The following is a 26,103-nucleotide window of genomic DNA, read 5'->3' as shown; positions in this document are numbered from 1 at the left end:
GCGCCCGCCCGTCACCGTCACAGCTCGGGCACGTCGTCCCACTGGTCGAGGATGTCGTCGGCCGACTCCGGGCCGGTGTCCGGCCGGCGGCCGTCGAGGGACTGTTCGGTCCAGATGACCTTGCCGCCGGGGGTGTAGCGGGTACCCCAGCGCTGGGCGAACTGGGCGACGAGGAAGAGCCCGCGGCCGCCCTCGTCCGTGGTGGCGGCCCGGCGCAGATGCGGCGAGGCGCTGGTGCCGTCGGAGACCTCGCAGATCAGGCTCCGGTCGAGCAGCAGGCGGACCCGGATCGGCTGGGTGCCGTAGCGGATGGCGTTGGTGAGCAGCTCGCTGAGGATCAGCTCGGTGGTGAACTGGACCGCCGTCAGGCCCCAGGACGCCAGCATCTCCAGACAGGCCGCCCGGACGGGCGCGACCGCGGCCGGGTCGGAGGGCACCTCCCAGTCGGCGACGCTGCCGGGGCCCAGCAGCCGGGTACGGGCCACCAGCAGGGCGATGTCGTCGCTGGGGTGGTCGGGCAGCATCGCGTCGAGGACCGCCGTACAGGTCTGCTCCGGGGTGCGGTCCGCCCCGGCGGCCAGGGCCGTACGCAGCAGCTCCAGGCCGGCGTCGATGGCGCGGTCACGGTTCTCGACCAGCCCGTCCGTGTACAGCACCAGCCGGGAGCCCTCGCGCAGGGTGAGCTCCGCGGTCTCCACCGGCACGCTGCCGCCCAGGCCCAGCGGCGGGGAGACGGGCACCTCGGGGAACGTGACGGTGCCGTCGGGGCCGATCACGGCCGGCCCGGGGTGGCCTGCCGTGGCCAGGGTGGTCCGGCCGCCCACCGGGTCGTAGATGGCGTACAGACAGCTCGCGCCGGTGATGCCGGGGCGCCCCGCCCCCTCCGGCCCGCCGTCGGCGTCCGCGGGCACACCGCCCGGCCACACCCCCTCGTCGCAGGTGCCGGCCGCCCGCGCCTCGTCGGTGTCGATATGGCTGACCAGTTCGTCCAGATGGCTCAGCAGCTCGTCGGGCGGCAGGTCGAGGGCGGAGAAGTTGTGGACCGCGGTACGCAGCCGGCCCATGGTGGCGGCGGCGTGCAGCCCGTGTCCGACGACATCGCCGACCACCAGCGCCACCCGGGCGCCGGGCAGCGGGATGACGTCGAACCAGTCGCCGCCGACCCCGGCGTGCGCCGGCAGATAGCGGTGGGCCACCTCCAGGGCGGACTGCTCGGGCAGGGTCTGCGGCAGCAGACTGCGCTGCAGGGTGACGGCCGTGGTGTGCTCACGGGTGTAGCGGCGGGCGTTGTCGATGGCGACCGCGGCCCGCGCGGTCAGCTCCTCGGCGAACGCCATGTCCTCCTCCTCGAAGCGGCCGGAGAGGTCGGACCGCCAGAAGTTGGCGACGCCGAGGATCACCCCGCGCGCCTGCAGCGGTACGGCGATCAGCGACCGGATCCCCTGCTCCAGCACGCGCCGGGCGCCCGCCACGTCCTGCCGCCGCCACTCGTACGTCGTGCGCAGGTCCCGCAGGAGAACCGGCCGTCCGCTGGTCAGCACCTCGGCCATCGGGGCGCCGGGCACCGCCGAAATGGCGTCGCCCAGCCGGTAGATCGCCGACTCCTCGGGGACGCCGCAGACCGCCATCCGCCGCAGCCCCGGAGCCGCCCCGGCCACCGGTTCGTCGCCGTGCAGCACGGGTTCCAGCAGTTCGACGGTGACCACATCGGCGAACCGGGGGACCGCGACGGCCGCCAGCTCCTCGGCGGTGCGCCCCACGTCCAGCGTGGTGCCGATCCGCAGCCCCGCGTCGTAGATCAGCTTCAGCCGCTCCTGTGCCACCCCCGCCCGCCCGGCCAGGGCCCGCAGCTCGGTGCTGTCCCGCAGCGTCACCACGGTCCCGGCCGGGCCGCTGCGGGGCGCCGCCGGGCGGACGTTCACCGCGAGCAGCCGGTCGCCGGCCAGATGCACCTCGTCGCTCGCGGTCCGGCCCGAGGTCAGCAGGGCGCTCATCCGCGCCGACAGGTCCAGGTCGGCGACCGGGCGCCGCTCCGCGTCCGCGGGAAGTTCCAGCAGCCGCCGGGCCTCGTCGTTCGCCAGCAGCAGCACCCCGTCATGGCTGATGATCAGTACGCCCTCCCGCACGGCGTGCAGCACCGCGTCGTGGTGGTCGTACATCTCCCGCATCTCGGCCGGATGCAGCCCGTGCGTCTGCCGCCGCAGCCGCTGGCTCACCCATGCCGCCCCGCCGGTGACCAGCAGCAGCGCCCCGGCGGCGGAGCCGAGCAGCAGCGGCAGCTGGTGCACCGTCCACTCGTCCTCCTGGTGGACGCGGATCCCGACGGAGACCAGTCCGGCGATCGAGCCGCTCTTCGCGCGGACCGGCACCGTGGTGCTCACCGCGGGCCCGAGGGACGTGGTGAACGTGGCGGTGTGCGTCCGGCCGTCGAGCGGCGGCCGGACGACGACGTGCTTGCCGATCAGGCGGGGATCGGGGTGGGTCCAGCGGACGCCGTCGGGCCGGAGCACGACGATGAAGTCCACACCGGAGGCCTTGCGGGCCGCCTCCGCCGCGGGCTGCAGGACCGCCGTCGGGTCGGCGGAGCGCATGGCAGCGAGGGTTCCCGGCGCCCGGGCGAAGGTCTCCGCGCCGACGAGCGAACGCTGCCGGGCCGCCTGCGAGCCCGCGCGCTCCGACTGGAGGAAGAGGGCCAGCAGCGCCGCGACGACCAGCAGCACGGTGAGCGCGAGCTGGAGTAGGAACACCTGGCCCGCGACGCTGTGGGTGGTCAGCAGCGAGCGCAGGTGCCGTCCCCGGGAGCGTGACGACCCCGGGGAATCGTCACCTTCTCGCCGGAAGATTCTCCTCATGACCCATATTTAGCATTGTGTCCAGCTATGGGGTGTTCGGCTCTCTCGGCGCCGGGCTGCGGCAAACCGGCACGCAGGAGTCGCCGGACGAGGGCGCGCCCCCCCGTGCGGTGCCGGTCTGCCCCGTGCGGAAAAACCCGTGGCGCCCCTGACGGGTACCGCGCTAGCGTCTGCGGCGTTCGGGACGGCGGCAGGAGCCGCCGTCGTCAGCCGTGCGAGCAACCGGGAGGTGAGGACATTGACGACTGTCACTGCGGTGGGCACTGCCCGCATTCAGGAGTTCATCCACCTCACCCCTGTGGTCTCCGGCTGACTCGATTTCCGCTCTTTTCCGCGCGTGGCGCGCGGCGCCGGGACCCACCCTCTGAAGGGCCATCCCGTTGTTCCCTCTCACTTTCTCCGCTGCGCACCCGCTGTCCGCCTACGGCTGGGACCAGGGGTTCGCGGAGAGTTTCGTTCCCTTTGCCGAGCAGGGGCTCCGCCCCGGCCGGATCGTCCGCGTGGACCGCGGGCGGGTGGATGCCGTCGTGCCGGACGGCGACGGCGTCCGGACCGTGCTGGCCGACACCGCGCCGGTGGCGACCAGCGACCCGATGCGCGTGCCGTGCACGGGGGACTGGGCCGCGCTCGACCTCGGCCGCAGCAAGGCCCATGTCGACGGCGTCGTACGGGCGTTGCTGCCGCGCCGTACGGCATTCGTGCGGTCCACGTCCTCGAAACGGGCCGAGGGCCAGGTGCTGGCCACCAACCTCGACCACATCGTCATCTGTGTGTCGCTCGCGGAACCGCTGGACCCCGGGCGGATCGAGCGGTTCCTGGCGCTGGCGATGTCCAGCGCGGCCGACGAGGGGCCGCTGGACGCCGCCGCCCTCTCCCCGGCGGGCGGGGCGCGGCCCGTGGTCGTGCTGACCAAGGTGGACCTGGCCGGGGCCCCGGAGGGCGTCGCGCATCTCGTCACGGATACCGAATCCGTGGCCCCCGGTGTGCCGGTGCTGGCGGTCAGCGCGGCGACCGGTGACGGGCTCGATGTGCTCCGTACCGTGCTCGCCGGCGGCACCTCCGTCCTGCTGGGCCGGTCCGGAGCGGGCAAATCCACGCTGGTCAACGCCCTCGTCGGGGAGGAGGTGCAGCGGGTGCAGGAGACCCGCGACCGCGACGGCAAGGGGCGGCACACCACGACCACCCGCGATCTGCGGCCGCTGCCCGGCGGCGGGGTCCTCATCGACACACCGGGGCTGCGCGGCGTCGGGATGTGGGACGCGCGGGCCGGGCTCGCCCGGACGTTCGCGGACGTCGAGGAGCTGGCCGAGCAGTGCCGCTTCCACGACTGCGCACACCGTGCCGAACCGGGCTGCGCGGTGCAAGAGGCCGTCGAGAGCGGCGAGTTGTCCGTCCGCCGGCTGGAGAGCTACGGCAAGCTGCAGCGCGAGAACCAGCACATCGTGGCGAAGACCGACGCCCGGCTGCGCGCCGAGATCCGCCGGGAATGGCGGCAGAAGCAGGCGCTGGGCCGGCACATGATGGAGCGGAAGCGGGGACCGCGGGGCTGAGACGGCGGACGGGGGAGGGGCCGGTCCCTCCCCCGTCCGCCCGCTCCGATTCCCGCCGGCCCCGGGGAGTCGCGACCGGCGCACGCCGCGGGCGCGCGGGACGACGAGGCCGGGTACGAAGCGGTGTCCGGCCGAGCTGCCCCGCGGTGACTCCCCGGCGGGGACTACTGCCGTCGGGTGAGCCGCCCGGGGCGGCCGGAGAGACCGGGCGGCCGGGGAGAGCGGGCGGCCGGGGAGACCGGGGAGACCGGGGAGACCGGGGAGACCGGGGGGGCCGGGGTGGCCGGGGCCCCCGGTGCCGTGGCGCGCCCGGCGTACGCCGTCGCCGTGCGAGCCGGGTGACGCCTCAGCCCGCCGCCACCGCCCCGGCCCAGGCGCCGGCGACCAGCAGGCAGGCGAACAGTTCGACCAGCACGCTCAGGCCGGTGGCGCGCAGCGCCGTACGGGTCGAGGCCCAGGCCTCGCCGTGGCCGCCGAGCCGGACCCGTTCCAGCAGGTAGAGACCGCCGACGGCGCCCAGCGGGCACCCCAGGACCGGGACCACGAAGAACCCCACGATGCCGGCCACCCCCGCCAGGAACAGGGTCCGGTACGGCGCGCCCGCGGCCCGCGGAGTGCGGGGCGGCAGCAGCCACTTCACCACCTGGTTGAGGAGCAGGACGGCGGTGGCGCCCATGAGCACCGTCCAGGCCAGGCCGGACTTCTCGGACAGCGCCCACCACATCGCGCCCGCCCAGACGATCAGCGGCCCGGGGATGCCGGGCACCAGCACCCCGAGCAGCCCGAGCAGCATGACCAGGCCGACCGCCACCAGCTGCCACACATTCATGCGCCGGCCCCGCCCCGCCCGCCGTCACGGGGCGCGGCGCGCCTCCCGGCCCGCTCGCCGCCCGCACTCACCCGCCGGCCTCACTCCCGGCGGGCGCGGGCCCCGTGACGGCCCGTCCGCTGCACGCTCTCATGGGCCCAGCGTGCCGGACGCGGCCCGGAAGCGCTTGCCGGCGGACCCCCGGGCGGGGTGCTCGGCGGGGCCCGCGCGCCCGCGCCGGCCGTAACGTGCCGTGCGCCCGCGGGACTTCGACGGCCCGCAGCGGGACGCCGCCGGATCCCCCCGGCTGCCCCGATCAAGGCCGCGCCGCCCCGTGCCCCCCACGGGGGAACGCTCTTTCGCGCCCTGTCTGAGCCGTGGCCGTCCGGGGACAATACGGTCCATGAAGCAGCAGGGGACCGGGCGCGGCCACGAGGACGACTGGTGGCGGCGGTTGTACGGCGACGGCGGCAGCGGTGGCGGGGGCGGGGGCGCGGTGGGCGACACCGGGGCGTCCGACGCCCCGGACACCCTCGACGACCGGGTCGCGTCGGCGTTACGGGCGGTGGCGGCGCCGGGACGGGCGGACCGGGCGCCCCGCCGGCGGTCCGGGAGGGCGGAGCCGCCCCCGGCGCAACCACCCCGGAGGATGGATACCGTGCCTCCCCAGGAGCCGCCACGGTGGGCCGAGCCGGCCACTGGGGACACGCCGGGCCGGGCGGAGCCGGCCACCGGGGACACGCCGGAGCGGCCGGATCCGGCCGCCGGGGAGCCACCCGGCCGGTCCGCGTCACCACCCCCGCCCGCCTCGCCCACCCCGTCGGCCCCGATCCCGCTCCAGGCCACCGGACCCGGCTCGCGCCCGGCAGCCCCCCGCCGGCCCGCCCCGGCCCCGCGCAGGCACGAGCCGGTGACGCCCGAGCCCGGCGGAAGCGCACCGAACGGTGACGAGCCGAAGGGTTACGCACCCGGCGGCTACGAGCCGGGGGGCGCTGACACCGCCGGCTACCGGCCGACCGGAGACGCCCCCACCGGAGTCGCCTCGACCGGAGACGCCCTCACCGGCCCCGAGCCGACCCGGTACAGCCCCGAGCCCGGCACCCTCCCCGCCGCCGACCCCGCCGCCCTCGACGAGCTGGTACCCGACACCGCGCTGGACGGCGCCCGTTACGGCTCCCTGACCCTGCGCGCCGCCTCCCGCCGCGGCGATCTGGCCCGCCACCGCGGTGACGTCCGCCGCGACGCGCTGCTCACCGTCCGCTTCGGGTCCGGCCGGCACGCGCTGCTCCTGGTCGCCGTCGCCACCGGTCCGCCGGCCGGCGAAGGCGCCCCGCGTGCGGCCCGCGACGCCTGCGCCTGGATCGGCGGCGCGGTCGGCCGCATCTGCACCCGACTGGCCGAGGACATCCGGACCGACCAGCGCGACGCCCTCAAATCCGGCCTGCAGCGGCTCACCGACCGCAGTTACGGCCAGCTGCGCGCCCGGGCGGAGGAGCGGGGCCTGCCGCCGGAGCGGTACCCGGCCGCGCTGCGCTGTCTGCTGCTGCCCGCCGACCCGGAGTGCCGCACCCGGGTGTTCTTCGGGGTCGGCACAGGCGGCCTCTTCCGGCTGCGGGACGGCGCCTGGCAGGACCTGGAGCCCGCCGCGCTGGACCACCTGCCGCGGCACGCCCCGGCGGACCCGGGCGACATGCCCCTACTCGCCGCCGGCCGGCGTCCGGACGGGACCCGGGCGCGGACCGAACCGTTCCTCTTCCGGACCGCCTTCGCCCGTCCGGGGGACATGCTGCTGCTGTGCAGCGCCGGATTCGCGGAACCGCTCCAGCAGGAGCCCGCGTTCGCCGCCCGGCTGGCCGCCGAGTGGTCCGCCCCCGGGCCGCCGGGACTCGCGGACTTCCTCACCGCCGCCCAACTGCGCGTCGAGGGCTATCCGAAGGACCGTACGGCCGTCGGGGTGTGGGAGTCGTAGCAGGGGGCATGCGGGCTACCCGGAACGGCCCGGAGGCCGACGCCCAGCGGAGGCGCCCCGGGACGGCGCATGGGTTCATGGGAAGCGGACCCAGCAGCCACCCACCCGTCGAAGGAGCGGCAGCGACATGGCGAAGCAGACCGTGGCCGAGCAGTTCGTGGACATCCTTGTGCGGGCGGGGGTGCAGCGGCTCTACGGCGTCGTCGGCGACAGTCTGAACCCGGTGGTGGACGCCATCCGCCGCAACTCCGCGATCGACTGGATCCAGGTCCGCCACGAGGAGGTCGCGGCCTTCGCCGCCGGGGCGGAAGCGCAGCTCACCGGCTCGCTCGCGGCTTGTGCCGGGTCCTGCGGCCCCGGCAATCTGCACCTCATCAACGGCCTCTACGACGCCCACCGCTCCATGGCCCCGGTCCTCGCGCTGGCCTCCCACATCCCCTCCAGCGAGATCGGCACCACCTTCTTCCAGGAGACCCACCCCGACCGGCTGTTCACCGAGTGCAGCCACTACAGCGAACTGATCTCCAGCACGAAGCAGATGCCCCGGGTGCTGCAGACCGCGATCCAGCACGCCATCGGGCAGCGCGGCGTCTCGGTGGTCTCCCTCCCCGGCGACATCGCCGCCGAGCAGGCCCCCGAGCGGGCCATCGAACATGCGCTGGTCACCTCCCGCCCGTCCGTGCGCCCCGGGGACGCCGAGATCGACACGTTCGCCCGGATGATCGACGAGGCCCGGAAGGTCACGCTGTTCTGCGGCAGCGGCACCGCGGGCGCCCACGCCGAGGTCATGCAGTTCGCCGAGCGGGTGAAGTCCCCGGTCGGCCATGCGCTGCGCGGCAAGGAGTGGATCCAGTACGACAACCCCTACGACGTGGGCATGAGCGGGCTGCTGGGCTACGGCGCGGCCTATGAGGCCACCCATGAGTGCGATCTGCTGATCCTGCTCGGCACGGACTTCCCGTACAACGCGTTCCTGCCCGACGAGGACGACGTCAAGATCGTCCAGGTCGACGTCCGGCCCGAACACCTGGGCCGCCGCTCCAAGCTCGACCTGGCGGTCTGGGGTGATGTCCGCGAGACGCTGCGCTGCCTGACCCCGAAGGTCCGGCCCAAGACGGACCGCACGTTCCTGGACCGGATGCTGAAGAAGCACGCCGACGCGCTGGAGGGCGTGGTCAAGGCCTACACCCGCAAGGTCGAGAAACACACCCCGATCCACCCGGAGTACGTCGCCTCCATCCTGGACGAGGAGGCCGCCGACGACGCGGTCTTCACCGTTGACACCGGGATGTGCAATGTCTGGGCCGCCCGCTATCTCAGCCCCAACGGCCGCCGCCGGGTGATCGGTTCGTTCAGCCACGGCTCGATGGCCAACGCGCTGCCGCAGGCGATCGGCGCCCAGTTCATCAACCGCGACCGGCAGGTCGTCTCCATGTCGGGCGACGGCGGGTTCTCCATGCTGATGGGCGACTTCCTCACCCTGGTCCAGTACGACCTGCCGGTGAAGGTCGTGCTGTTCAACAACTCCGCGCTGGGCATGGTGGAACTGGAGATGCTGGTCTCCGGCCTGCCGTCGTACGGCACCACCAACCACAACCCGGACTTCGCGGCCATCGCCCGCGCGGCCGGGGCCCACGGCATCCGGGTGGAGAAGCCCAAACAGGTACGCGGCGCACTGCGCGAGGCCTTCCGGCACAAGGGCCCGGCACTGGTCGACATCGTCACCGACCCCAACGCCCTGTCGATCCCGCCGAAGATCAGCGCGGAGATGGTCTCCGGCTTCGCGCTGTCGGCCGGCAAGATCGTGCTGGACGGCGGGGTCGGCCGGATGCTGCAGATGGCCCGCTCCAACCTGCGCAACATCCCCCGCATGTAGCCGACGGGTGCGGTCAGCCGGCCGGTGGGTGCTGGGGGCGCAGCCGCAGCGTCAGGATCTGGAACGGCCGCAGCTCGACCGTCAGATCGGCGGTCGGCCCCTCCTCCTCCCGGTGCAGCGGACGCTCCAACAGGTCGGTGACGGTGGCCCGTTCGACGGCGAAGCCGGGGGAGAGAGTGCCGCTCGCGCGCCCGCCCTGGGATTCGTACAGCCGCACCACCACATCGCCGCTGCGGTCCTCGGCGAGCTTGACCGACTCCACGGTCAGGGCCGGGTGGTCGACGCGGATCAGCGGCGCGACGGGCGGGGTGGCGGCGGTGCGCAGGGGGAGGTTGAGGGCCAGGCCCTCGGCGACGGCCTCGCCGGTCCCGGCGCCCGGCAGCAGCGCATAGGTGAAGCGGTGGGTGCCCTGGTCGGTCTCGGGGTCGGGGCTGTGCGGGGCGCGCAGCAGGGTCAGCCGCACCGTCGTGCCCAGGCCCTCGGCGTGCGGGGAGCGGGTGACGTCATGGCCGTACGTCGAGTCGTTGAGCAGCGCCACGCCGTAGCCGGGCTCGGCGACCCGCAGCCAGCGGTGCGCGCAGATCTCGAAACGGGCCGCGTCCCAGCTGGTGTTGGTGTGGGTGGGGCGGTGTACGTGGCCGAACTGCACCTCGGCGGTGGACCGTTCGGCGTGCACGTCCAGCGGGAAGGCGGCCTTGAGGACCTTCTCCGACTCGTGCCAGTCGATGTCGGTGCGGATGTCCAGGCGGTGCGAGCCGGCCCGCAGGGTCAGCTCCTGCCCGATCCGGGACGCGCCGAACGCCCTGGTCACCCGTGCCGTCGCGGACAGTGGCCCGGCCGCGGCGAGCTCGACGGACTCGGCGTCGGTCAGATCGGTGTGCCGGTTGCGGTAGTGCCGGTCGAGGTCCCAGGCGTCGTACTGGTTGGGGTGGTCGGGGTGCAGCTGGAGCAGATTGCCGCGGGCGCCCGGCGCCAGGACCTCGCGCCCGGCGTGCAGATCGAACACGGACACCAGCAGCCCGTCGGTGTCGAGCCGCACCCGCAGCAGCCCGTTGTCGAGGGTCAGACCGCCGTCGGGGCCGGTCTCGGTACGGACGGGCGTTGGGGGCGGGGTGGGGGAGTGGCGGCTGGGTTGGGTGGGGGAGTGGGGGCTGGGCTGGGTGAGCGAGTCCGGAGCGGGCGGGCGGACGACGGCCGAGCCCAGCGCGGGGACATGGACCGCGACGGCGGACTGCCCGCCCGCGTCCGGGGCGGTCGCGGGCAGTTCGACGATCTCGTGCCGGTCGTAGGGCGAGGCGTTGAACACCGTCGGCGGACCGGCGCTCCCCGCTCCCGCCCCGCCCAGCGCGCCGATGGCCGCCTCGATGATCCCGGTGAGTTCGGCCTCGACCACCGCATAGGTGTCACGGGCCTCGCGATGCACCCAGGCGATGGACGAGCCCGGCAGGATGTCATGGAACTGGTGCAGCAGGACGGTCTTCCACAGCCGGTCGAGCGCCTCGTACGGGTAGCGGTACGCGGCGTCCCCATCCGACCGCGCCGCTTCCCCGTCCGCCCCTGCGCCACCCTCGCCCGCCCGCACGGCGGCCGTCGCGGCCCACAACTCCGCCTCGCGCAGCAGATGTTCACTGCGCCGGTTGCCCTGTTTGGTCTTCGCCTGCGAGGTGTACGTGCCGCGGTGGAACTGGAGGTACAGCTCACCCGACCAGACCGGCGCCGCCGCCCCGTACTCCTCGTGCGCGGCCTCGAAGAAGCGCTCCGGCGGCTCGACCTCCACCCGCGGTGAGCCCTCCAGCGAGCGCAGCCGCCGGGCCCGCTCCAGCATCTCGCGGGTCGGCCCGCCGCCCCCGTCGCCCCAGCCGAACGGCACCAGGGAGCGGGTGGCGCGGCCCTTGTCGGCGAAGTTCCGCTCCGCGTGGGCGAGTTCGGCAGCGTGCAGACCGGAGTTGTAGGTGTCGACCGGCGGGAAGTGGGTGAAGACGCGGGTGCCGTCGATGCCCTCCCACCAGAAGGTGTGGTGCGGCATCCGGTCGGTCTGGTTCCACGACAGCTTCTGCGTCAGGAACCACTTCACCCCGGCCAGCCGCGCCAGCTGCGGGAAGGCGGCGGTGTAGCCGAACGAGTCCGGCAGCCAGATCTCCTCGGTCTCCACCCCCAGCTCCTGGAGGAAGAACCGCTTGCCGTGCACGAGCTGCCGGGCCAGCGCCTCACCGCCGGGCATATTGGCGTCGGACTCCACCCACATCGAGCCGACCGGCGCCCAGTTGCCCTCCCGTACGGCCTCCTTGATGCGCTCCCACAGGTGCGGCTGGTGCTCCTTGACCCAGGCGTACTGCTGCGCCTGGGAGCAGGCGAACACCAGCTCCGGGTAGTCCTCGGCGAGCTGGGTGACGTTGGCGAAGGTGCGGGAGGCCTTGCGCACCGTCTCGCGCAGCGGCCACAGCCAGGCGGAGTCGATGTGGGCGTGGCCGACGGCCGAGACGCGGTGGGCGCTGGCCGCGGCCGGGCGGCCGAGCACCTCCGCCAGCGCGGCCCGGCCCGCGGCCGCCGTGCCGCCGACGTCGTGCAGATCCAGCGCGTCCAGCATGTCCTCCAGGGCCCGCAGGATCTCGTGCCGGCGCGGACGGTCGACGGGCAGCTCGTGCATCAGCTCGGACAGCACCTCGATGTCGAGGATCAGCTGCCAGACGGTTTCGTCGAGCACCGCGAGATCCGCCCCGGCGAAGCGGTACAGGGGCGCACGGGGCGCGGTGCGGACATCGCCGAGGTCGGTGGGGGAGAAGTCCCGCAGCACCGCCGGGTTCGCCGCGGCCTCCAGCAGCAGCCGCACCTCCTCACCGCCGCTGACCGGGTTGCCGACGGGAACGTGCCGGTTGTACGGATGGATGCCCTTGAGCGGTACACCGTCGGCGTCGTGGACCATCCCCTCGGCCTGGAAACCGGGCCCGTCGCCGCTGAAGCCGGGATCGATCACGGCCTCCACCCGCCGCCCCGCCCACTCCTGCGGCACCCGGCCCGCCAGCCGGAACCAGCTGGTGGACCACGGCGGTCCCCACGTCTCACCGGCGGTGAACGGTTCGTACGCCGCCGCCAGCGCCTCCCCCACGGGAACGGGCTCGCCCGGCGCATGCCAGACCGAGAGCGGCAACGGCACCCGCGCCGCGTACTGCGCGGGCCGGATGAACTGCCTCAGCGCCCGCTCCAGGCGCCCCTCCACCAGCAGTCGGTCGTCGTGCACAGCGGCTCCTCACGCTCGTTGTCCCCGTGCGCCGGGGGTGCGCCCCCCGGCGGGTGGCCGGGGCGCCCCGGCGCGACCCGGTCCGGCCGGGGTTCCGCGACGGGCTCTGGTCAGGCTTACCCACGCGGAGACGGGGGGCTCACCCGGCGCGCGGGGCGTGCACCGGTGACCCCGCGGGCGGAAGCATGGCGGCTGATCCGATGGGCATGCTGACCGTGAGGCTGTTCGAGGCAGAGCGCCGAAGTTCGTTGGGGGCGGGGGAGAGCATGCGTCAGCCTGTGCGGCGCGAGGAACGGGACAGAGGAGAGCAGGACGTCGAGGGGAGCCGGAGCGGGGGAAGTGCCGGGCGGGCGCCGGGCATGCTGGAGCGCAAGGTGCGCCATGCGGACCTGAAGGCGGTCGGCGAGGTCCGCCGGGAGCTGCGCCAGCTGCTGAGCCGCTGGACGGTACCGGGCGGCGGCGAACTCATGGAGGTCGCCACACTGCTCACCAGCGAGCTGGTCACCAACGCCCTGGTGCACGCCGAGGGCGGTGCCGTCGTCACCGCCCGGGTCGATGACCGGCTGCGGGTGGAGGTCCGGGACTTCGTCCCCGGCCGCCCCGAGCCGCGCGCACCGACCACGGACGGGACCTCCGGCCGCGGGCTGATGCTGGTGCGTTCCTTAGCCGATGCCTGGGGGATCCGCACCGAGAGCCTCGGCAAGAGCGTGTGGTTCGAGCTGGGCGGCGGACCAGCCTGACCCGGACCGGACTGTCCCGGACCGGACTGTCCCGGACCGGGGCTGCCGGCCGGTACGGTCCGCCACCGGTCAGCCGAATTGCCGTTCGATCTCGGCGAGCTTCTCCTCCAGGGAGTCCAGACGCGGAATCGTCTGGGTATCGTCCTCGGCGGTGAGATCGACGGTCCGCCGGGGACCGGCAGCGTCCTCGGCGCCCCCGGCCTCGGCGCCGGACACGGCCTTCAGCGCCGGACGGGACTGCGCCGACGGCTCCCCGGCGAGCGGCAGCTCCGGCTCCCCGGCTATGGCCGGGTCCGCGCCGGCCACCTCCGCGGTGGCCGAAGCCCCCTGTGTCACCGCCAGTTGCCGGCCGCCACGGCCCCAGCTGCGGTGCTGCCGGTTGATGGCCTTGATCCTCGCCCGGTCGAGCTTGCCCTGCTCACGCCTGCGCAGACGATTCTGCTCGCTCTGCCGCCGGTCCTCGCGCACCTCCTCGACGGCCTCGTCCAGCGTGCGTACGCCCTCCAGCAGCATCAGCGACCAGGCGGCAAAGGTCTCCCGGGGCGCGCGCAGCCAGCGGACGATCCGGATCTGCGGCAGCGGACGCGGCACCAGACCCTGCTCGCGCAGCGCCGCCCGGCGGGTCTGCTTCAGCGCCCGGTCGAAGAGGACCGCCGCCGACAGCGACATCCCGGCGAAGAACTGCGGCGCACCGGCATGGTCCAGGCCGCGCGGCGCATGCACCCAGTTGAACCAGGCGGCGGCGCCCGCGAAGGTCCACACCAGCATCCGGGAGCCGAGCGCCGCGTCGCCGTGGCTGGCCTCCCGCACGGCGAGCACGGAGCAGAACATCGCCGCGCCGTCGAGCCCGAACGGCACCAGATACTCCCAGCCCCCGGAGAGGTTGAGGTTCTGCACGCCGAAGCCGACCAGCCCGTGGAAGGACAGTGCGGCGGCGACCGCCGCACAGCAGAACAGCAGCAGATAGGAGGCCGAGGCGAAGACGGTCTCCTTGCGGCGCCGACGCTCCTCGCTGCGCTCCCATGAGTCGTCCCCGGCAGACCGCGCAGCCGCCCGCCGCCCCCGCACCACCAGCGCCGCGGTCACCGGCACACCGATCAGCAACAGAGCTCCGGGAACCAGCCAATCCAGCGATATGTCGGTCATTCTCATTCAGGGATCCCTTTGCGTCGCGGTCCGCGTTTTCGCGCGCCATCCTGACGGAAGCCGCCGCCGTAACCGAGGCATTCGAAGCAAGACGACGCCAAGGGGTGCGAGAAGGTCACCTTGATATCGAACTGTCGCTCTTTAAAGGCAAGTTGCGTTCGAGTCGGATCGTCCTGACGGGTGAGGTAGGGGATCGGGGCGCAAGGCCGAGCGTCGATTCATGGCTGCGTACCGTGCCGTGGGGTGGATCGAATCCTTGATCGACGGTGTACGTACATACCGGTGGTGCCGTCCTGGCAGTTCAGCGCCACCCGGCACGATGCTTGATCCGGCCCATGACGGCTGGTGCTGCACCGTCCGCGCACGCAAGACGCAAGAAGTGCGGACACATCGACGCTGCCACCGCTGCCCATCATGGGTGGATCGACGCGCTGGGATCGTCGTGCCGCACCCTTCAGACCAGCCACTTCCCGTCGCGCATCAGAGTCCGTCCGGCCATCTCGGGAACCGTGCCCCACGCCTGCAGCACCTGCGGGGTGACCTGGAAGAAGACGTACGAGGGGTGGTCCTTGCGAGGGTCCCAGCCGTCCTTGGCGGCGAAGGCGTCGCCCACCTCGGCCGGAAGCTCCTCGCGGGTCAGCATGCGTGCGGTGCCGTGGACCAGGACCACGTCCCGGGTATGGCCGAAGCTGAGCCGGACCCGTCCCGAGGCACGCAGGTTGCGCCCGGTCGGGTTGGTGTCGCGGGTGGACAGCCACACTGCCTCGCCATCCCACCAGAAGGCCAGCGGAACGAGGCACGGCTCACCGGTGGCGTCGGCCGTGGCGGCCCATACATCGTTGTCCCGCGCGAGCCGTTCAAGCGCCTCGCGCTTGCGCTGTTCCGGGCTGCGGGGGCCGCTTGGGCGCGGGTCAACTGCCGTCATGTGGGGAGGGTATGGCGTGAGACGCTCCGTCACATCCGGCGGCGGAACTAGGTCGCAAGGCCGAGGGCCGTCCTCGTACTGGGCGTACTCCACGCACACGACAATGCAGCAGCGAGCGTGCCAGTCGGGACTTCTCTCATCGGATTCTCACTGTGTCGCGCACTGCGCGACTGTCCTTTGACAGCAACCCGGTCGCTGCTGTCCTGTCGCAGTCCAGTTGGCAGATTCGCGGTCTTTCGCGTTCGCCGTTGCCGGTTCGCATTGGATCTTGCTGATCCTGCCACCCAGGGGCCCGCGGATGTCAGTGCTGCGGGTCATACTCGTGCCGCGGCGCCGCCCGGGCATCGCAGCACGAGGGGATCGACATGGCTGAGGTGCTGGTTTTCCACCACGGGCACGGGCTGACCGCCGGCGTCCGCGAGTTCGCAGAGCAGCTGCGACGGGCCGGACACACCGTCCATGTCCCGGACCTGTTCGAGGGGCGGGTGTTCGACAAGCTCGAGGACGGCATCGGCTACGCCCAGAACGCCGGGTTCGGCACGGTCATCGCGCGCGGAGCCGCCGCCGCCGAGGAGCTGCCTGCGGGGCTCGTCTACCTCGGGTTCTCGCTCGGCGTCCTGCCGGCGCAGAAGCTGGCCCAGACCCGCCCCGGCGCAAAGGGTGCGCTGTTGCTCGAGGCATGCCTACCGGTCTCGGAGTTCGGCGATTCCTGGCCCCAGGACGTCCCCGTCCAGGTCCACGGCATGGATGCAGATCCGTTCTTCGCCGGGGAGGGCGATGTGGACGCGGCCCGCGTGCTCGTCGAGACGGCGGCGGATGCCGAGTTGTTCCGCTATCCCGGCCACGGGCACCTGTTCACCGACAGCAGCCTGCCCTCGCACGACGAGCACGCTGCAACGCAGGCCACCCATCGGGTGCTCGGCTTCCTCGACCGCATCAAATAGCCCGACACCCTCGCAGCTCAGGGGCTACCTCGCCAGAACCGACGCCGCACCGACCTCAGCGCCCGCCTTACCGAACCAGGATCAAAAACCTGACCCTGCCCTGCTGGCTGCACCACGGAGCTGAGCCGACGATTCGCCCGGATCTACGCCACCCTCGGAACCCCGGGACCCTCTCTACCGGCGGCGCGGCGCCGACGGCCCGGGGCGTCCGGGCGGCTGCCGGAGTGCCTTCCGGCCATGGCCCGACCGGTTCGGACAACGCCGCCTTGATCAGCACCGGCTGGGCGACTACAGCCTCTTCGGACACGCCCTGTATCAGCAGCCGACCCTCAACGGGCGGCTTCACTGGGCGTCGACGGAGACCACCACCGGCTACGCCGGACACGTCGAAGGCGCGCTGGCCGGCGGCGAGCCCGCGGCCCGTGCCATCCTGACCGCCCGGTCCGCCCCGGCTGCGAACACTCCCGTCCACGCGCAGAGCCCCGCCCCCCTCACACACAGGTGATCCCATGCACGAGGTAGCAGCACTGCTGCGCGAGTACGACCGCGCCCGCGCCTACACCGACGAACTGTGGAAGGACCTCAGCCCGGACGAGGTGACCTGGCGGCCCAGCGAGAACTCCAGCGCCATCGGCTGGCACCTCGGCCACCAGGCCCACGTCGCCCACTTCATGATCCGCAACCTCACCGCGGCCGAACCCAGCCCCGACCCGGAACTGGACCTGCTCATGGACTCCGCGCAGCCCGAGAAGTTCCGCGGCGCGCTGCCCACCGTCGAACGGCTCACCGCGTTCCGCGACACCGTCGCCGAACGCGTACACGCCCGGATGAACGACATCGCCGCCGGTCGCGTTGCCGCCGCGGCCCAACTCACCGTCGTCGCCACCCACCTCCTGGTCGTCCTGATCAACCACGAGTACCAACACGACCAGTGGATCGGCGAAGTCCGCGGCAGCGACCTCGGCCACGCCCTCCCCGCTGACCCGGACACCGGCCAGGTCTCCCGCCTGGACGGATACCTCGTCCTCAACCCCCTCGCGTGAGCCACACGCCCCCGGCGAGCTGCCCACCGACAACCGAGGAACACACGGACCAGCACGTGAGCTACCACGAGCACACCGATCACAAGTACGTCAGCAATATCCGTGCCGGCGTGCCCGAGGCATTCGATGCCTTCATGGAATGGGACGCGCAGGCAATGCGCAACGCTGACAACGCCATTCCCCTCAAGTACACCGAACTCATCACCATGGCGGGTCCCTGACCAGCCAGTGCGCCATGCACCACATCGTCAGGGGACGGATCTACTCTTGTCCCGCAGCTGGCACCGGATCTCGATCCCGGACGCTGCGGAGGTCTGGACCGCAGCGTGCCGCATGGCCCCCGGGAGCTGGCCCGTTTCCCGGCGCGACGCCGGGCGATGCTGACTTTGCGCTGACTTGCTGACCCCGAAATACCCCCTGACCCGCAACGCTGCCTTGCCATATCTCTTCGGTTTCCACTGGTACAAGGATTGGGGCAACGTTGCGGGCGTAGTGGGCTGGCCAGCATCAAGAAGTGTCATGTCGACGTTGGCTTTGTACGCCCAGCGCGATCTGCGGCACCGATAATTATGGGGTGTGCCGCGGACAGGGATCAGCGAGTGACAGTAACCTCCGGGCGAGGTTGGATACTGCTGCACTTCCAAGGTGATCTGCAGTGGTTTCCGAAGGCGGCAAGACCGGTCATCCTCCCCGCGCCGACACTGCGGACGTCGACCTCATCATCTCTCCCCGGCCACGTCGAGAGCCGAGTGAGGAACGGAATTTAAGGACGAGCTGGACAGGGTCCTCGCCCTCCAGCGCGCTACGAGTGCTACATCCGCGTCCACTTGAAACCACATCTCGGCCGCCTGCCCCTCGACAAGCTTCGATGTTCGACGCGAACAACGAACGCACCATCGAGATCCAGGAACAGAACGCCCAGCGGCGCGTGGTGCGCGACGACCTCAAGGCCACACCGAACAAGGGCGCCGAGAACCGCGCCGACGTCATTGGCTACGGGCCCAGTTCGACGCATGCCCCCCTTTCGACGGACCGCCGGCCTCAACACCCAGCCGCATATCCGTGACCACCCGCGCTCGCGCTGAACGTCGCTCTCGCCCAGCAGGTGATGCCCGCTTTCACCTTGGCCGGACGTCGAGCTGTTGCCGGGCACGAGGCCGAAGGCGCTCGTCTGGAGCGATGAGCGCATCGCGCGCTGGAAAGCAACCGGTGAGGAGCCTTCGCCGGTCATGGTCTGGGCCCGAGCGAACCGCAACTCACGCGCCTTCGCGCGCGGTATCCCTGCGCGCCCTATGGCCCGTTCGCATCTCCGGCACCTGAGAGCGCACGAGCAGAGGCGTGCCAGGCGGGGGTACTGGGCCGTCGCCCCCAGCAGCATCTTCCCCCACACGAGGGCCGGTTCGCCCCTGCCGGCCTCATCCGTGGATGCAGCCGGGACGCCTGGCTCCGGCGGTGCCGAGCGCGGCCGGACCCAGGCTGCGGCCGCGGCGTGCTCCCGATCCGGCGGGATCACCGGCATCTCGCTCGCCCAATCACCTTGACCCCAAAGGTCATTACTCATACCTTTAACTTCATCGAGACGTCGCCCCAACGGCAGACGCGCCTCTGTGCAGGCACCTCAAACGAATCTCACATGCGGATTGCCGAGCAGAGAGATGTCTTCTCTTTCACCTCCCAGATCCGCTGGACAGCGCCCACCACCGATGCCCGGGACAACCGTTTGAACGGACCCGGCTTGCTCAAGGGAAGAGCGAGGACCACGTGCAGAAACCGCTCATCGGAATCACCACCTATCTCGAGGCCGCTCGGTGGAGCGTCTGGGACATGGATGCCGCGCTACTCCCAGCGGGATACCCGCGACTGGTACAGCGGGCCGGCGGAGTGGCGGTGATGCTGCCGCCGGACGATCCGACGGCGGCCGGGGAGGTGCTCGCCCGGCTTGACGGACTCGTGATCGCGGGAGGGCCCGATGTGGATCCCGAACACTACGGTCAGCAGCGTCATCAGCGGACGGGGCCGCCGGCCCGGGAGCGGGATGCCTGGGAACTGGCTTTGATCGGGGTAGCGTTGACGGACAGTATCCCGCTGCTGGGAATCTGCCGGGGCATGCAGTTGATGAACGTCGCCTGTGGTGGAACGCTGCTCCAGCATCTGCCCGACGTGGTCGGCCACGAAGGCCATGCGGCACGGCCCGGGACCTTCGAGCAGCACGACGTCCGGGTGGTGGACGGAACGCAACTCGCCTCGATGGTGGCGGACGGCGCCCGGGTCCCCACCTACCACCATCAAGCCGTCGACAAGCTAGGGAAGGGTCTGCGCGCCAGCGCCCATGCCGACGACGGCACCGTGGAGGCCGTCGAAACAGAGCGCGGCGGCTTCGCGATCGGCGTGGAGTGGCACCCGGAAATGGGGGACGACCTGCGGGTCATGCGTGCGCTGGTCGATGCCGCGGCAACCCGGAGCACGACGCAGAGCACAGCGGGGCGATAACAATTCGCGGCGCGCCCACGCCGATGGCGGGCGCGGTGCGGCCGTGCTACCCGGTCTCCACCATCAGGGCCAGGCGCGTCTTCGCATCGACGACCACCCGTTCACCCAGGGAGAGGTCATCAGCCGTGGCGCGGTGCGGCGCAGTGATCAGCGCTCCGTCGGCGATCCATACCGTCTTGTCCTCCCTCTGGCCGGAGGGACGGACCATGAGCCAAGGCCGGAGGTCGCCGATGATCCGGTCTGCCGTGGACTTCGAGACGTCGTAAAGGGCGGCAACGCGTCGCAGGGTGAGATCCGTACGCCAGTAGGCGGCGACGAGCAGCACACGGTCCGTCAGGGGGAGGGACCACGGACGACCACGGCGTAGTCCGTCCGCACCTCTGTCCCGCAATTTAACAATCAACTCGTAGAAGCTTTGGGGGCTCAGGCCCGTGATGATCGAGACCCAGGACGGATCCGACACCGAAGGCGCCCTGCCGGCTACCGCAACATTCTCTTCCGCGCCGGGGTTTCCGGGACGATCGCCGAGCTGTGTCCAGGCTTTCAGGGACGTGACGAGTGCCTTCACCGTTGACGGCGCCTGCGATACGTGGAGGAGTTCCGTCCGTTGCACCAGATGCGGTGAGGCGACGGGAACGCCGACCACACCCCGGAGCCCGGTGCACGCGGATCTCGGAAGCACAGCCAGGCCGAGTCCGGCGGCAACCAGGGACACCAATTGCGGCACATCCGATCCAGCAAAATGGACATCCGCCCGGAAGCCGCCAAAACCGGCAATGGTTCGCAACTGGCCCAATGGCACAGATGATTCGGGAGCGTCGATCCACCGTGCATCGACGAGATCACGGAGATCGATGGTGGACCAGTGAGCGAGCGGATGATGGTGCGGCAAAAGCAGGTACAACTCCTCCTGACAGAGGGGGTGGACCACGATGGGGCCGAGGTCTGGGAGAAGCAGCGGATCGCTGGGGGCAACGGCTCCGGTAACCAGGCCCACGTCATGGGATCCCACCGCCACGCCCATGGGGATCTCGACGGCGGGGACGGTGTCGACCGAAAGTCCCAACCGGGCATTGTCCTTGGATATGTCGGACAGCGCCTGGGCGAGCAACTCCGGTGCCGCAAGCGCTGTGCGAGCGATCGTCAACCGACTCGGCCGGGCATCTGACAGACGCTTCATGTCGGCACGTGCCGCATCGAGACGCAGCAGCAGCGGCTGGGCATGATCCAGCAGGCGCGTGCCGGCCTCGGTCGGCGCCACCGGCCTTCGATGCAGCAGTACGACGCCCAGGTCTTGCTCGAGCGCGGCAATGTGTTGCGACACGGCGGACTGGGTGAGCCCGAGAACGTGCGCTGCCTCACTGAAAGAGGCGTGGTGGGCCACGGCATGAAAGGTGCGCAACAGGTTGTACTCCATGCACATAAGTATCTCTGATGCCATGGGAAGGCGGATTGATTGGCGCTCTCGCGGAATCTCAGTTCACCATGACGGCATGCCTGAGTCTGTAGCCAGTGCAGCGACACCACACGTGCACGCTGCGCGAGTGGCGTTGGTTGGCGACCGCTCACCCAGTGTTCGCTCCCACGCTCGAGTGCCTTTCATCTTCGAATCGTTGCAGGAGCACTACGCCCTTCGCCTGGACGCCTATTGGATCCGGACGCGGGCAGTGGCCAAGGGCGGCTTGGAGGATTTTGACGCCATCTGGCTGATGCCAGGAAGCCCTTACGCCAGCGAGGACGGTGCCTTGACGGCTGTGGCGACTGCGCGGGAGCGCCGAATCCCCTTTCTGGGTACGTGTGCCGGTTTTCACCACGCCGTACTGCAGTTCGCACGGGATACCTGCGGGCTGGATGTAGGGCACGCGGACAACGAACCGGACTGCGTGGCACCGCTCATCGTTCCATTGAAGCGTCCGCTCCTAGGACACCAGCGCATCGTATCGATCCAGCAGAAGTCGCTGACTCACCAACTCCTCGCAGCGAGTTCAGTGACCGAGCGCTACAACTGTTCCTACGGCTTGTCGCGGAATTATGTGAGAGACCTGCGTGACCATGGACTCCGCGCATCCGGAACCTCGGAAAACGGCGAGGTTCAGATTGTCGAGCTTGTGGATCACCCCTTCTTTGTGGCTACTCTCTTCCAACCAGAATTGGCCAGTGACGAGCGCCAGGTGCACCCGATCATTCGTGGCCTTGCTGTGGCAGCCGTAGAACATGCTCGAGCACCGAAGAGACTCGCGTCCTAACAACCGCGCCAGGTTATGCCACAGAACCAAGCAGAAGGAGCTGACGTGACGTCCCCACGCACACTCATTGTTTCCCCACAGAAGACCGGCACCCACCTCATCCAGGAACTGATGCTGGAGCTGGGATATCGAATAGTCGGAGCCACCAGGCCGTCCGAGCACAACATCCCCCAATTCACCGTGGAACAGCGGAAGCAGATCGCCGCTCTCGTATACCGTCCGGAGGAGTGCACCGAGATCTGCGAGGACACCGGCTCCGAGGACTTCATCGAGCGCACGGACGCGGCGTGGACCGCGCTCTGCTGGAGCTGGTACCGCCGGTTCGGCCAGCCTGTCATCAGCCGCTACGGCCAGGAGCGCCTCGACTTCGCCGACGCGGTATCGACCAATCCGCGCATCAATAGCACGCGGTTCGACCAGACCCCCGAGGGACTCTGCTGGATCTGGCACGACCTCGATATGTCCAAGGTCGACGGCAACTTCATCGGAGAGTGGTGCGACACCGGTGAGCCCCCGGTCATTCTCAACTACCGGGACCCGCGGGACGCACTCGTCTCGCTCATCAACTTCGTCGAGGGCAAGACAGCGAAGGGCTTCGGAAACTTCTACGAGCGCAAGATCTTCAACGCCATCCTGCCTACCAAGGCAACGATGCCAGAGAAGATCGACTATGCCTTGCGGGACCCCTACTTCCCCGGTCGCTCAGAATTCGAGAAGTCTCTTTGGCTTCTTAACCACCCGGGTGTCTGCAAGGTGCGGTACGAAGATCTGGCAGGCCCGCAGGGTGGCGGCGACAGCACCCTTCAGGTCCAGGCAGTCGAGCGCGTTCTGAAGCACGTTGGTGCTACCCAGTACGATGCCGAAGGCATTGCGTCCCGTATCTACAACACCGACTCCTGGAGTTTCCACAAGGGGCGTATCGGCAAATGGCGAGAGGCTTTCAGTGAGGAGAACACACGCCTCTTCCAAGAGATCTACGGCGACATCCTCGAGCAGTACGGATACGAGTGACCATGATGACGCCCCAGGGAACCAAGCCGGCTTTCATTCTGCTGGGAGGATTCGGCGTCGTTTGCCGCAACCCCCTCTACCTGACGGAGCTTCGGAAGCGGGGGTACCGAATTCTGCTGGCCACGCCCGAGTCCTGGCGTGATGACGTGGCGAAGGTACACCAGGAACCCGGTCACCCCGCCGCCGACATCGATGAGGTCGCGTTCGTCAAGGGGGCGCTCGGGCTTGACGGATCGTTCACATCCGGCGTGGTCGGGCAGGCACTGAAGTGGTCGGAGCGGTACGACATCGTCGGCGTGTACGCAGTCGGCGAGATCATGGTCGAGCCGACCGGCATCGTCGCTGATGCGCTGAACCTGCGCTCACCCGGTCTGCGTGCGACGCGCGTCTGCCGCAGCAAGTACCTCCAGCGCTGGTACCTCAAGGCATGGAGCCCCCGCTCCACCGTCATCGCGCCGGAGGCCCGGTCGGACTACACGACGCAGGACGCCGACTTCCCGTGTGTCGTCAAGCCGTCGGGCCGGCACTCCAGCTCCGGTGTCGAGACCGCCGAGGACGCCGAGGCGTTGGCGAACGTCCTCGGCTCCTACCCGTCCTACGAGACGGTTCTCGTCGAACAGAAGATTGACGGCCAGGAGTTTTCGGTCGAATCCCTGGTCCAGGATGGCGACATCGTTTTTGCGTCGGTCACCCGGAAAGAGACCACGAGTTCGCACGCCCAGACATTCGTCGAACTCTCGCACAGCGTGCCGACGGCGCCTCACCCTGCGGAGCGCGACATGCTGAAGGCCAATGCGGAGGTGCTGCAGAAGCTGGGATTCGCGGACGGTATCGCGCACTCGGAGTGGCGTGTCGATGCCACGGGGCGGCCCTTTCTCATGGAGATCGCCGCTCGTACTCCGGGCGACGGTCTGCTCGTCCTGTACGAGCTGTCGACCGGGCAGCCGCTGGAATCTCAGATCACGCGCATCGCGCTCGGTGAGCCGGCTTCCTACCCGCGTCCCAGCCGTTTCGCGCGGCAGGTGTATCTCGAACATCGTCCCGGGCGACTGAACGATGTCTCCGTCTCTTGGCCGGGAGTGGAGCCGGTTTGGGTCGGCGCGAGCGGGCTCTGGCCCAAGGTGGGCTCGGGGCCGGTCGGGGACGGGCCGACGCTGCGCGCGGTCTTCGTGCTCGCGAACAAGGGCGCGGCCGTCGGGCCTCTGAGGAGTTCCGACGACCGTGTCGTGACCTTCTTCATCGACGCGGCAACCGTGGCGGAACTCGACGCCCTGGAAGAAGCCGTGCGCTCTTCCATCACCTTGGACATCGACGCCCAATAAGGCAATGCGACCAGTCTCGGACGCTCAATGAAGGTTACGGACGTGGTCCAGCATCGTGCAGACCAGACGTGAACACCGTGAGTGTCGCGGCTGTCGGAACAGAGAAACTGGCGAGAGGTTACCGGACTCGTGATTACCTGTGGACTCAAACTCACCCATGATGGTGCCGTAGCGCTCTACGACGGCAATGAACTGGTATTCAGCGTCGAAGTCGAGAAAATCGCTAACAGCCCGCGCTACAGCGAAGTGGATAACCTGGACACCGTGCTCCAGCTCCTCGCGGACTTCGGTTACTCCCCCTCCGATGTCGATCACTGGGTGATCGACGGCTGGGACGGCAAGGTCAATGGCGAGACCGGTGTCAGGAACGGATTGCACGGCCCGGTCACCCTTCAGCTGGCCCCGTACCGGGAACCCGACGGAGGCGGCGATCTCCTCTGTCCTGCGCCGCCCAAGCCCTTTCGCATAGGCGATCTGCAGACGGAGTACCACAGCTACGTCCACCTGGCGGGCCACCTCGCCAGCGCGTACTGTACTAGCCGTTTCGCGGCCGCCGGCGAAGCATCCCTCGTCCTTGTCTGGGACGGCGGCTGTTTCCCGCGCCTCTACGACGTGAGCTCGGGCGGCAGCGTCAAGGCCGGTGGTGAGGTGTTCCCGCTCATCGGGCATGCGTATGCCATGGGTGCTCACCACTTCGGCCCGTACCGGCGGGAGAACGAGTCGGAGAGCGTTGACGACCTTTCGGTCGCGGGCAAGCTGATGGCTTACATAGCATTGGGCGAAGTACGCACCGCACTGGTCGAAATCCTTGCGGAGGAATATCAGAAGCACTTCGCATCCGACACGGCGGAGGTCGCCCGCTTCCGGCAGGACGTCGGAGGATGGGGCAGCAACGCCGAGCTGTCCCACCCGTACGTCCACGCCTTCTACCGTGCAGTACGTCAGCGCGTTGAGGTACTGGGATACGCGGACGAGGACGTGCTCGCCTCGCTGCATCAATTCCTCGAGGATCTGCTGGTCGAGCGAGTGGTCGAAAAGGTCCGGGAGTGGAAGGGCGACGGCCCGTGGAACCTCTGCTTCGTGGGGGGCTGCGCGCTGAACATCAAATGGAACAGCGCCCTCCGGGCACACCCGATGTTCCGCGACGTCTGGGTTCCGCCGTTCCCAAACGACTCGGGCTCCGCCATCGGTACGGCTGCCGCGCACTTGATGGCCACCAGCGGTGTCCAGGCCATCAAGTGGACCCCTCGCCTCGGGCCTGGTGTGCGGGCGTCGGAGGCGGCCCCGGGGTGGTCCGCCCGGTCCTGCACTCCCGAGGATCTGGCACAGGTCCTACATGAGACCGGTGATCCGGTCGTCGTCGTCCACGGCCGCGCCGAGCTCGGGCCGAGGGCGCTGGGCAACCGCAGCATCCTGGCAGCGGCCACCGACCCTAAAATGAAGGACCGGCTCAACGAAATCAAGGGCCGTGAGGCATTCCGCCCTGTAGCACCCATCTGCCTGGTCGACCACGCACCTGCCATTTTCGCACCTGGCACACCCGACCCGCACATGCTCTTTGACCACGACGTGCGCCCGGATTGGGTCGAGCGTATTCCGGCGATTCTCCACCTCGACGGCACGGCCCGGCTCCAGACCGTCGGACCCGAGGACGACCCCACCCTCGAGGCCGTTCTGCGCGCCTACCACGAGCTGAGCGACGTCCCAGTGCTCTGCAACACCAGTGCCAATTACAACGGTTCGGGCTTCTTCCCCGATGTCGCGTCGGTGATGGAGTGGGGCAAGGTCGACCGCATCTGGAGCGACGGGATGCTCTTCCAGCGCAGCTGACGGCTCTTTGCCGGCTCATGCCTGCCACGTGCCGGTACTGGCTTCTCGCGGGTAGCCGGTACCGGTACCTCCCCGTGTTCTTTCACCTGCAACAAGAGTGGTCGGTTCCCAAT

At 70.3% G+C, this 26,103-nt stretch carries 19 protein-coding genes and 1 pseudogene; 14 read left to right on the top strand and 6 right to left on the bottom strand.

Annotated features, from left to right (window positions below; all coding sequences use genetic code 11):
- Positions 1-17 precede the first annotated feature (17 nt).
- Positions 18-2,852: a SpoIIE family protein phosphatase gene (locus tag OIU81_RS07275; RefSeq protein WP_329145039.1), complete on the bottom strand. Its 2,835-nt coding sequence runs from the start codon at positions 2,850-2,852 to the stop codon at positions 18-20.
- Positions 2,853-3,232: 380 nt separating this feature from the next.
- Here OIU81_RS07275 and rsgA point away from each other — a divergent pair, with 380 nt between their 5' ends.
- A complete protein-coding gene (gene rsgA, locus OIU81_RS07270) occupies positions 3,233-4,402 on the top strand; it encodes a ribosome small subunit-dependent GTPase A (RefSeq protein WP_329145037.1) in 1,170 nt (389 codons plus the stop codon).
- Between the two features lie 346 nt (positions 4,403-4,748).
- Here the strand turns inward: rsgA and OIU81_RS07265 are convergent, their stop codons facing one another.
- Positions 4,749-5,231 carry a DUF456 domain-containing protein gene (locus tag OIU81_RS07265; protein WP_329145035.1) on the bottom strand — a complete coding sequence of 161 codons (483 nt, stop codon included), beginning with the start codon at positions 5,229-5,231 and terminating at the stop codon, positions 4,749-4,751.
- 382 nt (positions 5,232-5,613) lie between these two features.
- Here OIU81_RS07265 and OIU81_RS07260 point away from each other — a divergent pair, with 382 nt between their 5' ends.
- Positions 5,614-7,179: a protein phosphatase 2C domain-containing protein gene (locus tag OIU81_RS07260; RefSeq protein WP_329145034.1), complete on the top strand. Its 1,566-nt coding sequence runs from the start codon at positions 5,614-5,616 to the stop codon at positions 7,177-7,179.
- A 127-nt stretch (positions 7,180-7,306) separates the two neighbouring features.
- Entirely contained in the window at positions 7,307-9,055 is a 1,749-nt protein-coding gene (locus OIU81_RS07255; protein WP_329145031.1) for a pyruvate dehydrogenase, read from the top strand.
- Positions 9,056-9,068: 13 nt separating this feature from the next.
- Here the strand turns inward: OIU81_RS07255 and OIU81_RS07250 are convergent, their stop codons facing one another.
- Positions 9,069-12,293: an alpha-mannosidase gene (locus tag OIU81_RS07250; protein WP_329145029.1), complete on the bottom strand. Its 3,225-nt coding sequence runs from the start codon at positions 12,291-12,293 to the stop codon at positions 9,069-9,071.
- 359 nt (positions 12,294-12,652) lie between these two features.
- Between OIU81_RS07250 and OIU81_RS07245 the strand changes: the two genes are divergently transcribed.
- The gene (locus OIU81_RS07245; RefSeq protein WP_329154949.1) at positions 12,653-13,033 is read left to right on the top strand and encodes an ATP-binding protein; all 381 of its coding nucleotides are present in this window, start codon (positions 12,653-12,655) and stop codon (positions 13,031-13,033) included.
- A 69-nt stretch (positions 13,034-13,102) separates the two neighbouring features.
- Here OIU81_RS07245 and OIU81_RS07240 read toward each other — a convergent pair whose 3' ends face one another.
- Positions 13,103-14,185 (bottom strand): DUF2637 domain-containing protein, encoded by a 1,083-nt coding sequence (locus OIU81_RS07240; RefSeq protein ID WP_329145025.1) that lies wholly within the window; start codon positions 14,183-14,185, stop codon positions 13,103-13,105.
- Positions 14,186-14,633: 448 nt separating this feature from the next.
- Positions 14,634-15,104 carry a pyridoxamine 5'-phosphate oxidase family protein gene (locus OIU81_RS07235; protein WP_329145023.1) on the bottom strand — a complete coding sequence of 157 codons (471 nt, stop codon included), beginning with the start codon at positions 15,102-15,104 and terminating at the stop codon, positions 14,634-14,636.
- Positions 15,105-15,469: 365 nt separating this feature from the next.
- On the opposite strand from OIU81_RS07235, the gene OIU81_RS07230 reads away from it, so the two are divergent.
- The 6 genes and pseudogenes from OIU81_RS07230 (at position 15,470) to OIU81_RS07205 (ending at position 19,581) form a co-directional block, all read left to right on the top strand.
- Positions 15,470-16,048, top strand: coding sequence for a dienelactone hydrolase family protein (locus tag OIU81_RS07230; protein ID WP_329145020.1), 579 nt, complete (start codon positions 15,470-15,472; stop codon positions 16,046-16,048).
- 247 nt (positions 16,049-16,295) lie between these two features.
- Positions 16,296-16,553: pseudogene (locus OIU81_RS07225) on the top strand (FAD-dependent oxidoreductase); the annotation flags it as partial.
- Between the two features lie 4 nt (positions 16,554-16,557).
- Positions 16,558-17,091 (top strand): DinB family protein, encoded by a 534-nt coding sequence (locus tag OIU81_RS07220; protein ID WP_329145018.1) that lies wholly within the window; start codon positions 16,558-16,560, stop codon positions 17,089-17,091.
- Between the two features lie 56 nt (positions 17,092-17,147).
- The gene (locus OIU81_RS07215; RefSeq protein WP_329145017.1) at positions 17,148-17,312 is read left to right on the top strand and encodes a hypothetical protein; all 165 of its coding nucleotides are present in this window, start codon (positions 17,148-17,150) and stop codon (positions 17,310-17,312) included.
- A gap of 647 nt (positions 17,313-17,959) precedes the next feature.
- Complete coding sequence (locus OIU81_RS07210) at positions 17,960-18,157, top strand: hypothetical protein (protein WP_329145016.1); 198 nt, start codon at positions 17,960-17,962, stop codon at positions 18,155-18,157.
- A 695-nt stretch (positions 18,158-18,852) separates the two neighbouring features.
- Entirely contained in the window at positions 18,853-19,581 is a 729-nt protein-coding gene (locus OIU81_RS07205) for a gamma-glutamyl-gamma-aminobutyrate hydrolase family protein (protein WP_329145014.1), read from the top strand.
- Between the two features lie 46 nt (positions 19,582-19,627).
- Here the strand turns inward: OIU81_RS07205 and OIU81_RS07200 are convergent, their stop codons facing one another.
- Positions 19,628-20,998 carry a LysR family transcriptional regulator gene (locus OIU81_RS07200; protein ID WP_329145012.1) on the bottom strand — a complete coding sequence of 457 codons (1,371 nt, stop codon included), beginning with the start codon at positions 20,996-20,998 and terminating at the stop codon, positions 19,628-19,630.
- Between the two features lie 76 nt (positions 20,999-21,074).
- On the opposite strand from OIU81_RS07200, the gene OIU81_RS07195 reads away from it, so the two are divergent.
- The 4 genes from OIU81_RS07195 to OIU81_RS07180 all read left to right on the top strand — a co-directional run bounded on the left by OIU81_RS07195 (position 21,075) and on the right by OIU81_RS07180 (position 25,990).
- The gene (locus OIU81_RS07195; RefSeq protein ID WP_329145010.1) at positions 21,075-21,827 is read left to right on the top strand and encodes a CTP synthase C-terminal region-related (seleno)protein; all 753 of its coding nucleotides are present in this window, start codon (positions 21,075-21,077) and stop codon (positions 21,825-21,827) included.
- 45 nt (positions 21,828-21,872) lie between these two features.
- Positions 21,873-22,838: a hypothetical protein gene (locus OIU81_RS07190; protein WP_329145008.1), complete on the top strand. Its 966-nt coding sequence runs from the start codon at positions 21,873-21,875 to the stop codon at positions 22,836-22,838.
- A 2-nt stretch (positions 22,839-22,840) separates the two neighbouring features.
- Positions 22,841-24,160, top strand: a complete 1,320-nt coding sequence (locus tag OIU81_RS07185; RefSeq protein ID WP_329145006.1) for an ATP-grasp domain-containing protein — start codon at positions 22,841-22,843, stop codon at positions 24,158-24,160.
- A 129-nt stretch (positions 24,161-24,289) separates the two neighbouring features.
- Positions 24,290-25,990: a carbamoyltransferase N-terminal domain-containing protein gene (locus OIU81_RS07180; protein ID WP_329145004.1), complete on the top strand. Its 1,701-nt coding sequence runs from the start codon at positions 24,290-24,292 to the stop codon at positions 25,988-25,990.
- Positions 25,991-26,103 lie beyond the last annotated feature (113 nt).

Source organism: Streptomyces sp. NBC_01454, assembly GCF_036227565.1.
GTDB lineage: Bacteria > Actinomycetota > Actinomycetes > Streptomycetales > Streptomycetaceae > Streptomyces.
Note: the sequence above shows the minus strand (reverse complement) of the source record. Positions and strands in the feature narration are given on the sequence as shown.

What these genes read in the sequence shown, in the direction of transcription:
- OIU81_RS07265 (WP_329145035.1), bottom strand. Translation starts at nt 5,231, where the DNA reads ATGAATGTGTGGCAGCTGGTGGCGGTCGGCCTGGTCATGCTGCTCGGG.
- OIU81_RS07260 (WP_329145034.1), top strand. Translation starts at nt 5,614, where the DNA reads ATGAAGCAGCAGGGGACCGGGCGCGGCCACGAGGACGACTGGTGGCGG.
- OIU81_RS07230 (WP_329145020.1), top strand. Translation starts at nt 15,470, where the DNA reads ATGGCTGAGGTGCTGGTTTTCCACCACGGGCACGGGCTGACCGCCGGC.
- OIU81_RS07185 (WP_329145006.1), top strand. Translation starts at nt 22,841, where the DNA reads ATGATGACGCCCCAGGGAACCAAGCCGGCTTTCATTCTGCTGGGAGGA.
- OIU81_RS07275 (WP_329145039.1), bottom strand. Translation starts at nt 2,852, where the DNA reads ATGAGGAGAATCTTCCGGCGAGAAGGTGACGATTCCCCGGGGTCGTCA.
- OIU81_RS07200 (WP_329145012.1), bottom strand. Translation starts at nt 20,998, where the DNA reads ATGGAGTACAACCTGTTGCGCACCTTTCATGCCGTGGCCCACCACGCC.
- OIU81_RS07210 (WP_329145016.1), top strand. Translation starts at nt 17,960, where the DNA reads ATGTTCGACGCGAACAACGAACGCACCATCGAGATCCAGGAACAGAAC.
- OIU81_RS07235 (WP_329145023.1), bottom strand. Translation starts at nt 15,104, where the DNA reads ATGACGGCAGTTGACCCGCGCCCAAGCGGCCCCCGCAGCCCGGAACAG.
- OIU81_RS07255 (WP_329145031.1), top strand. Translation starts at nt 7,307, where the DNA reads ATGGCGAAGCAGACCGTGGCCGAGCAGTTCGTGGACATCCTTGTGCGG.
- OIU81_RS07240 (WP_329145025.1), bottom strand. Translation starts at nt 14,185, where the DNA reads ATGAGAATGACCGACATATCGCTGGATTGGCTGGTTCCCGGAGCTCTG.
- OIU81_RS07245 (WP_329154949.1), top strand. Translation starts at nt 12,653, where the DNA reads ATGCTGGAGCGCAAGGTGCGCCATGCGGACCTGAAGGCGGTCGGCGAG.
- OIU81_RS07220 (WP_329145018.1), top strand. Translation starts at nt 16,558, where the DNA reads ATGCACGAGGTAGCAGCACTGCTGCGCGAGTACGACCGCGCCCGCGCC.
- OIU81_RS07195 (WP_329145010.1), top strand. Translation starts at nt 21,075, where the DNA reads ATGCCTGAGTCTGTAGCCAGTGCAGCGACACCACACGTGCACGCTGCG.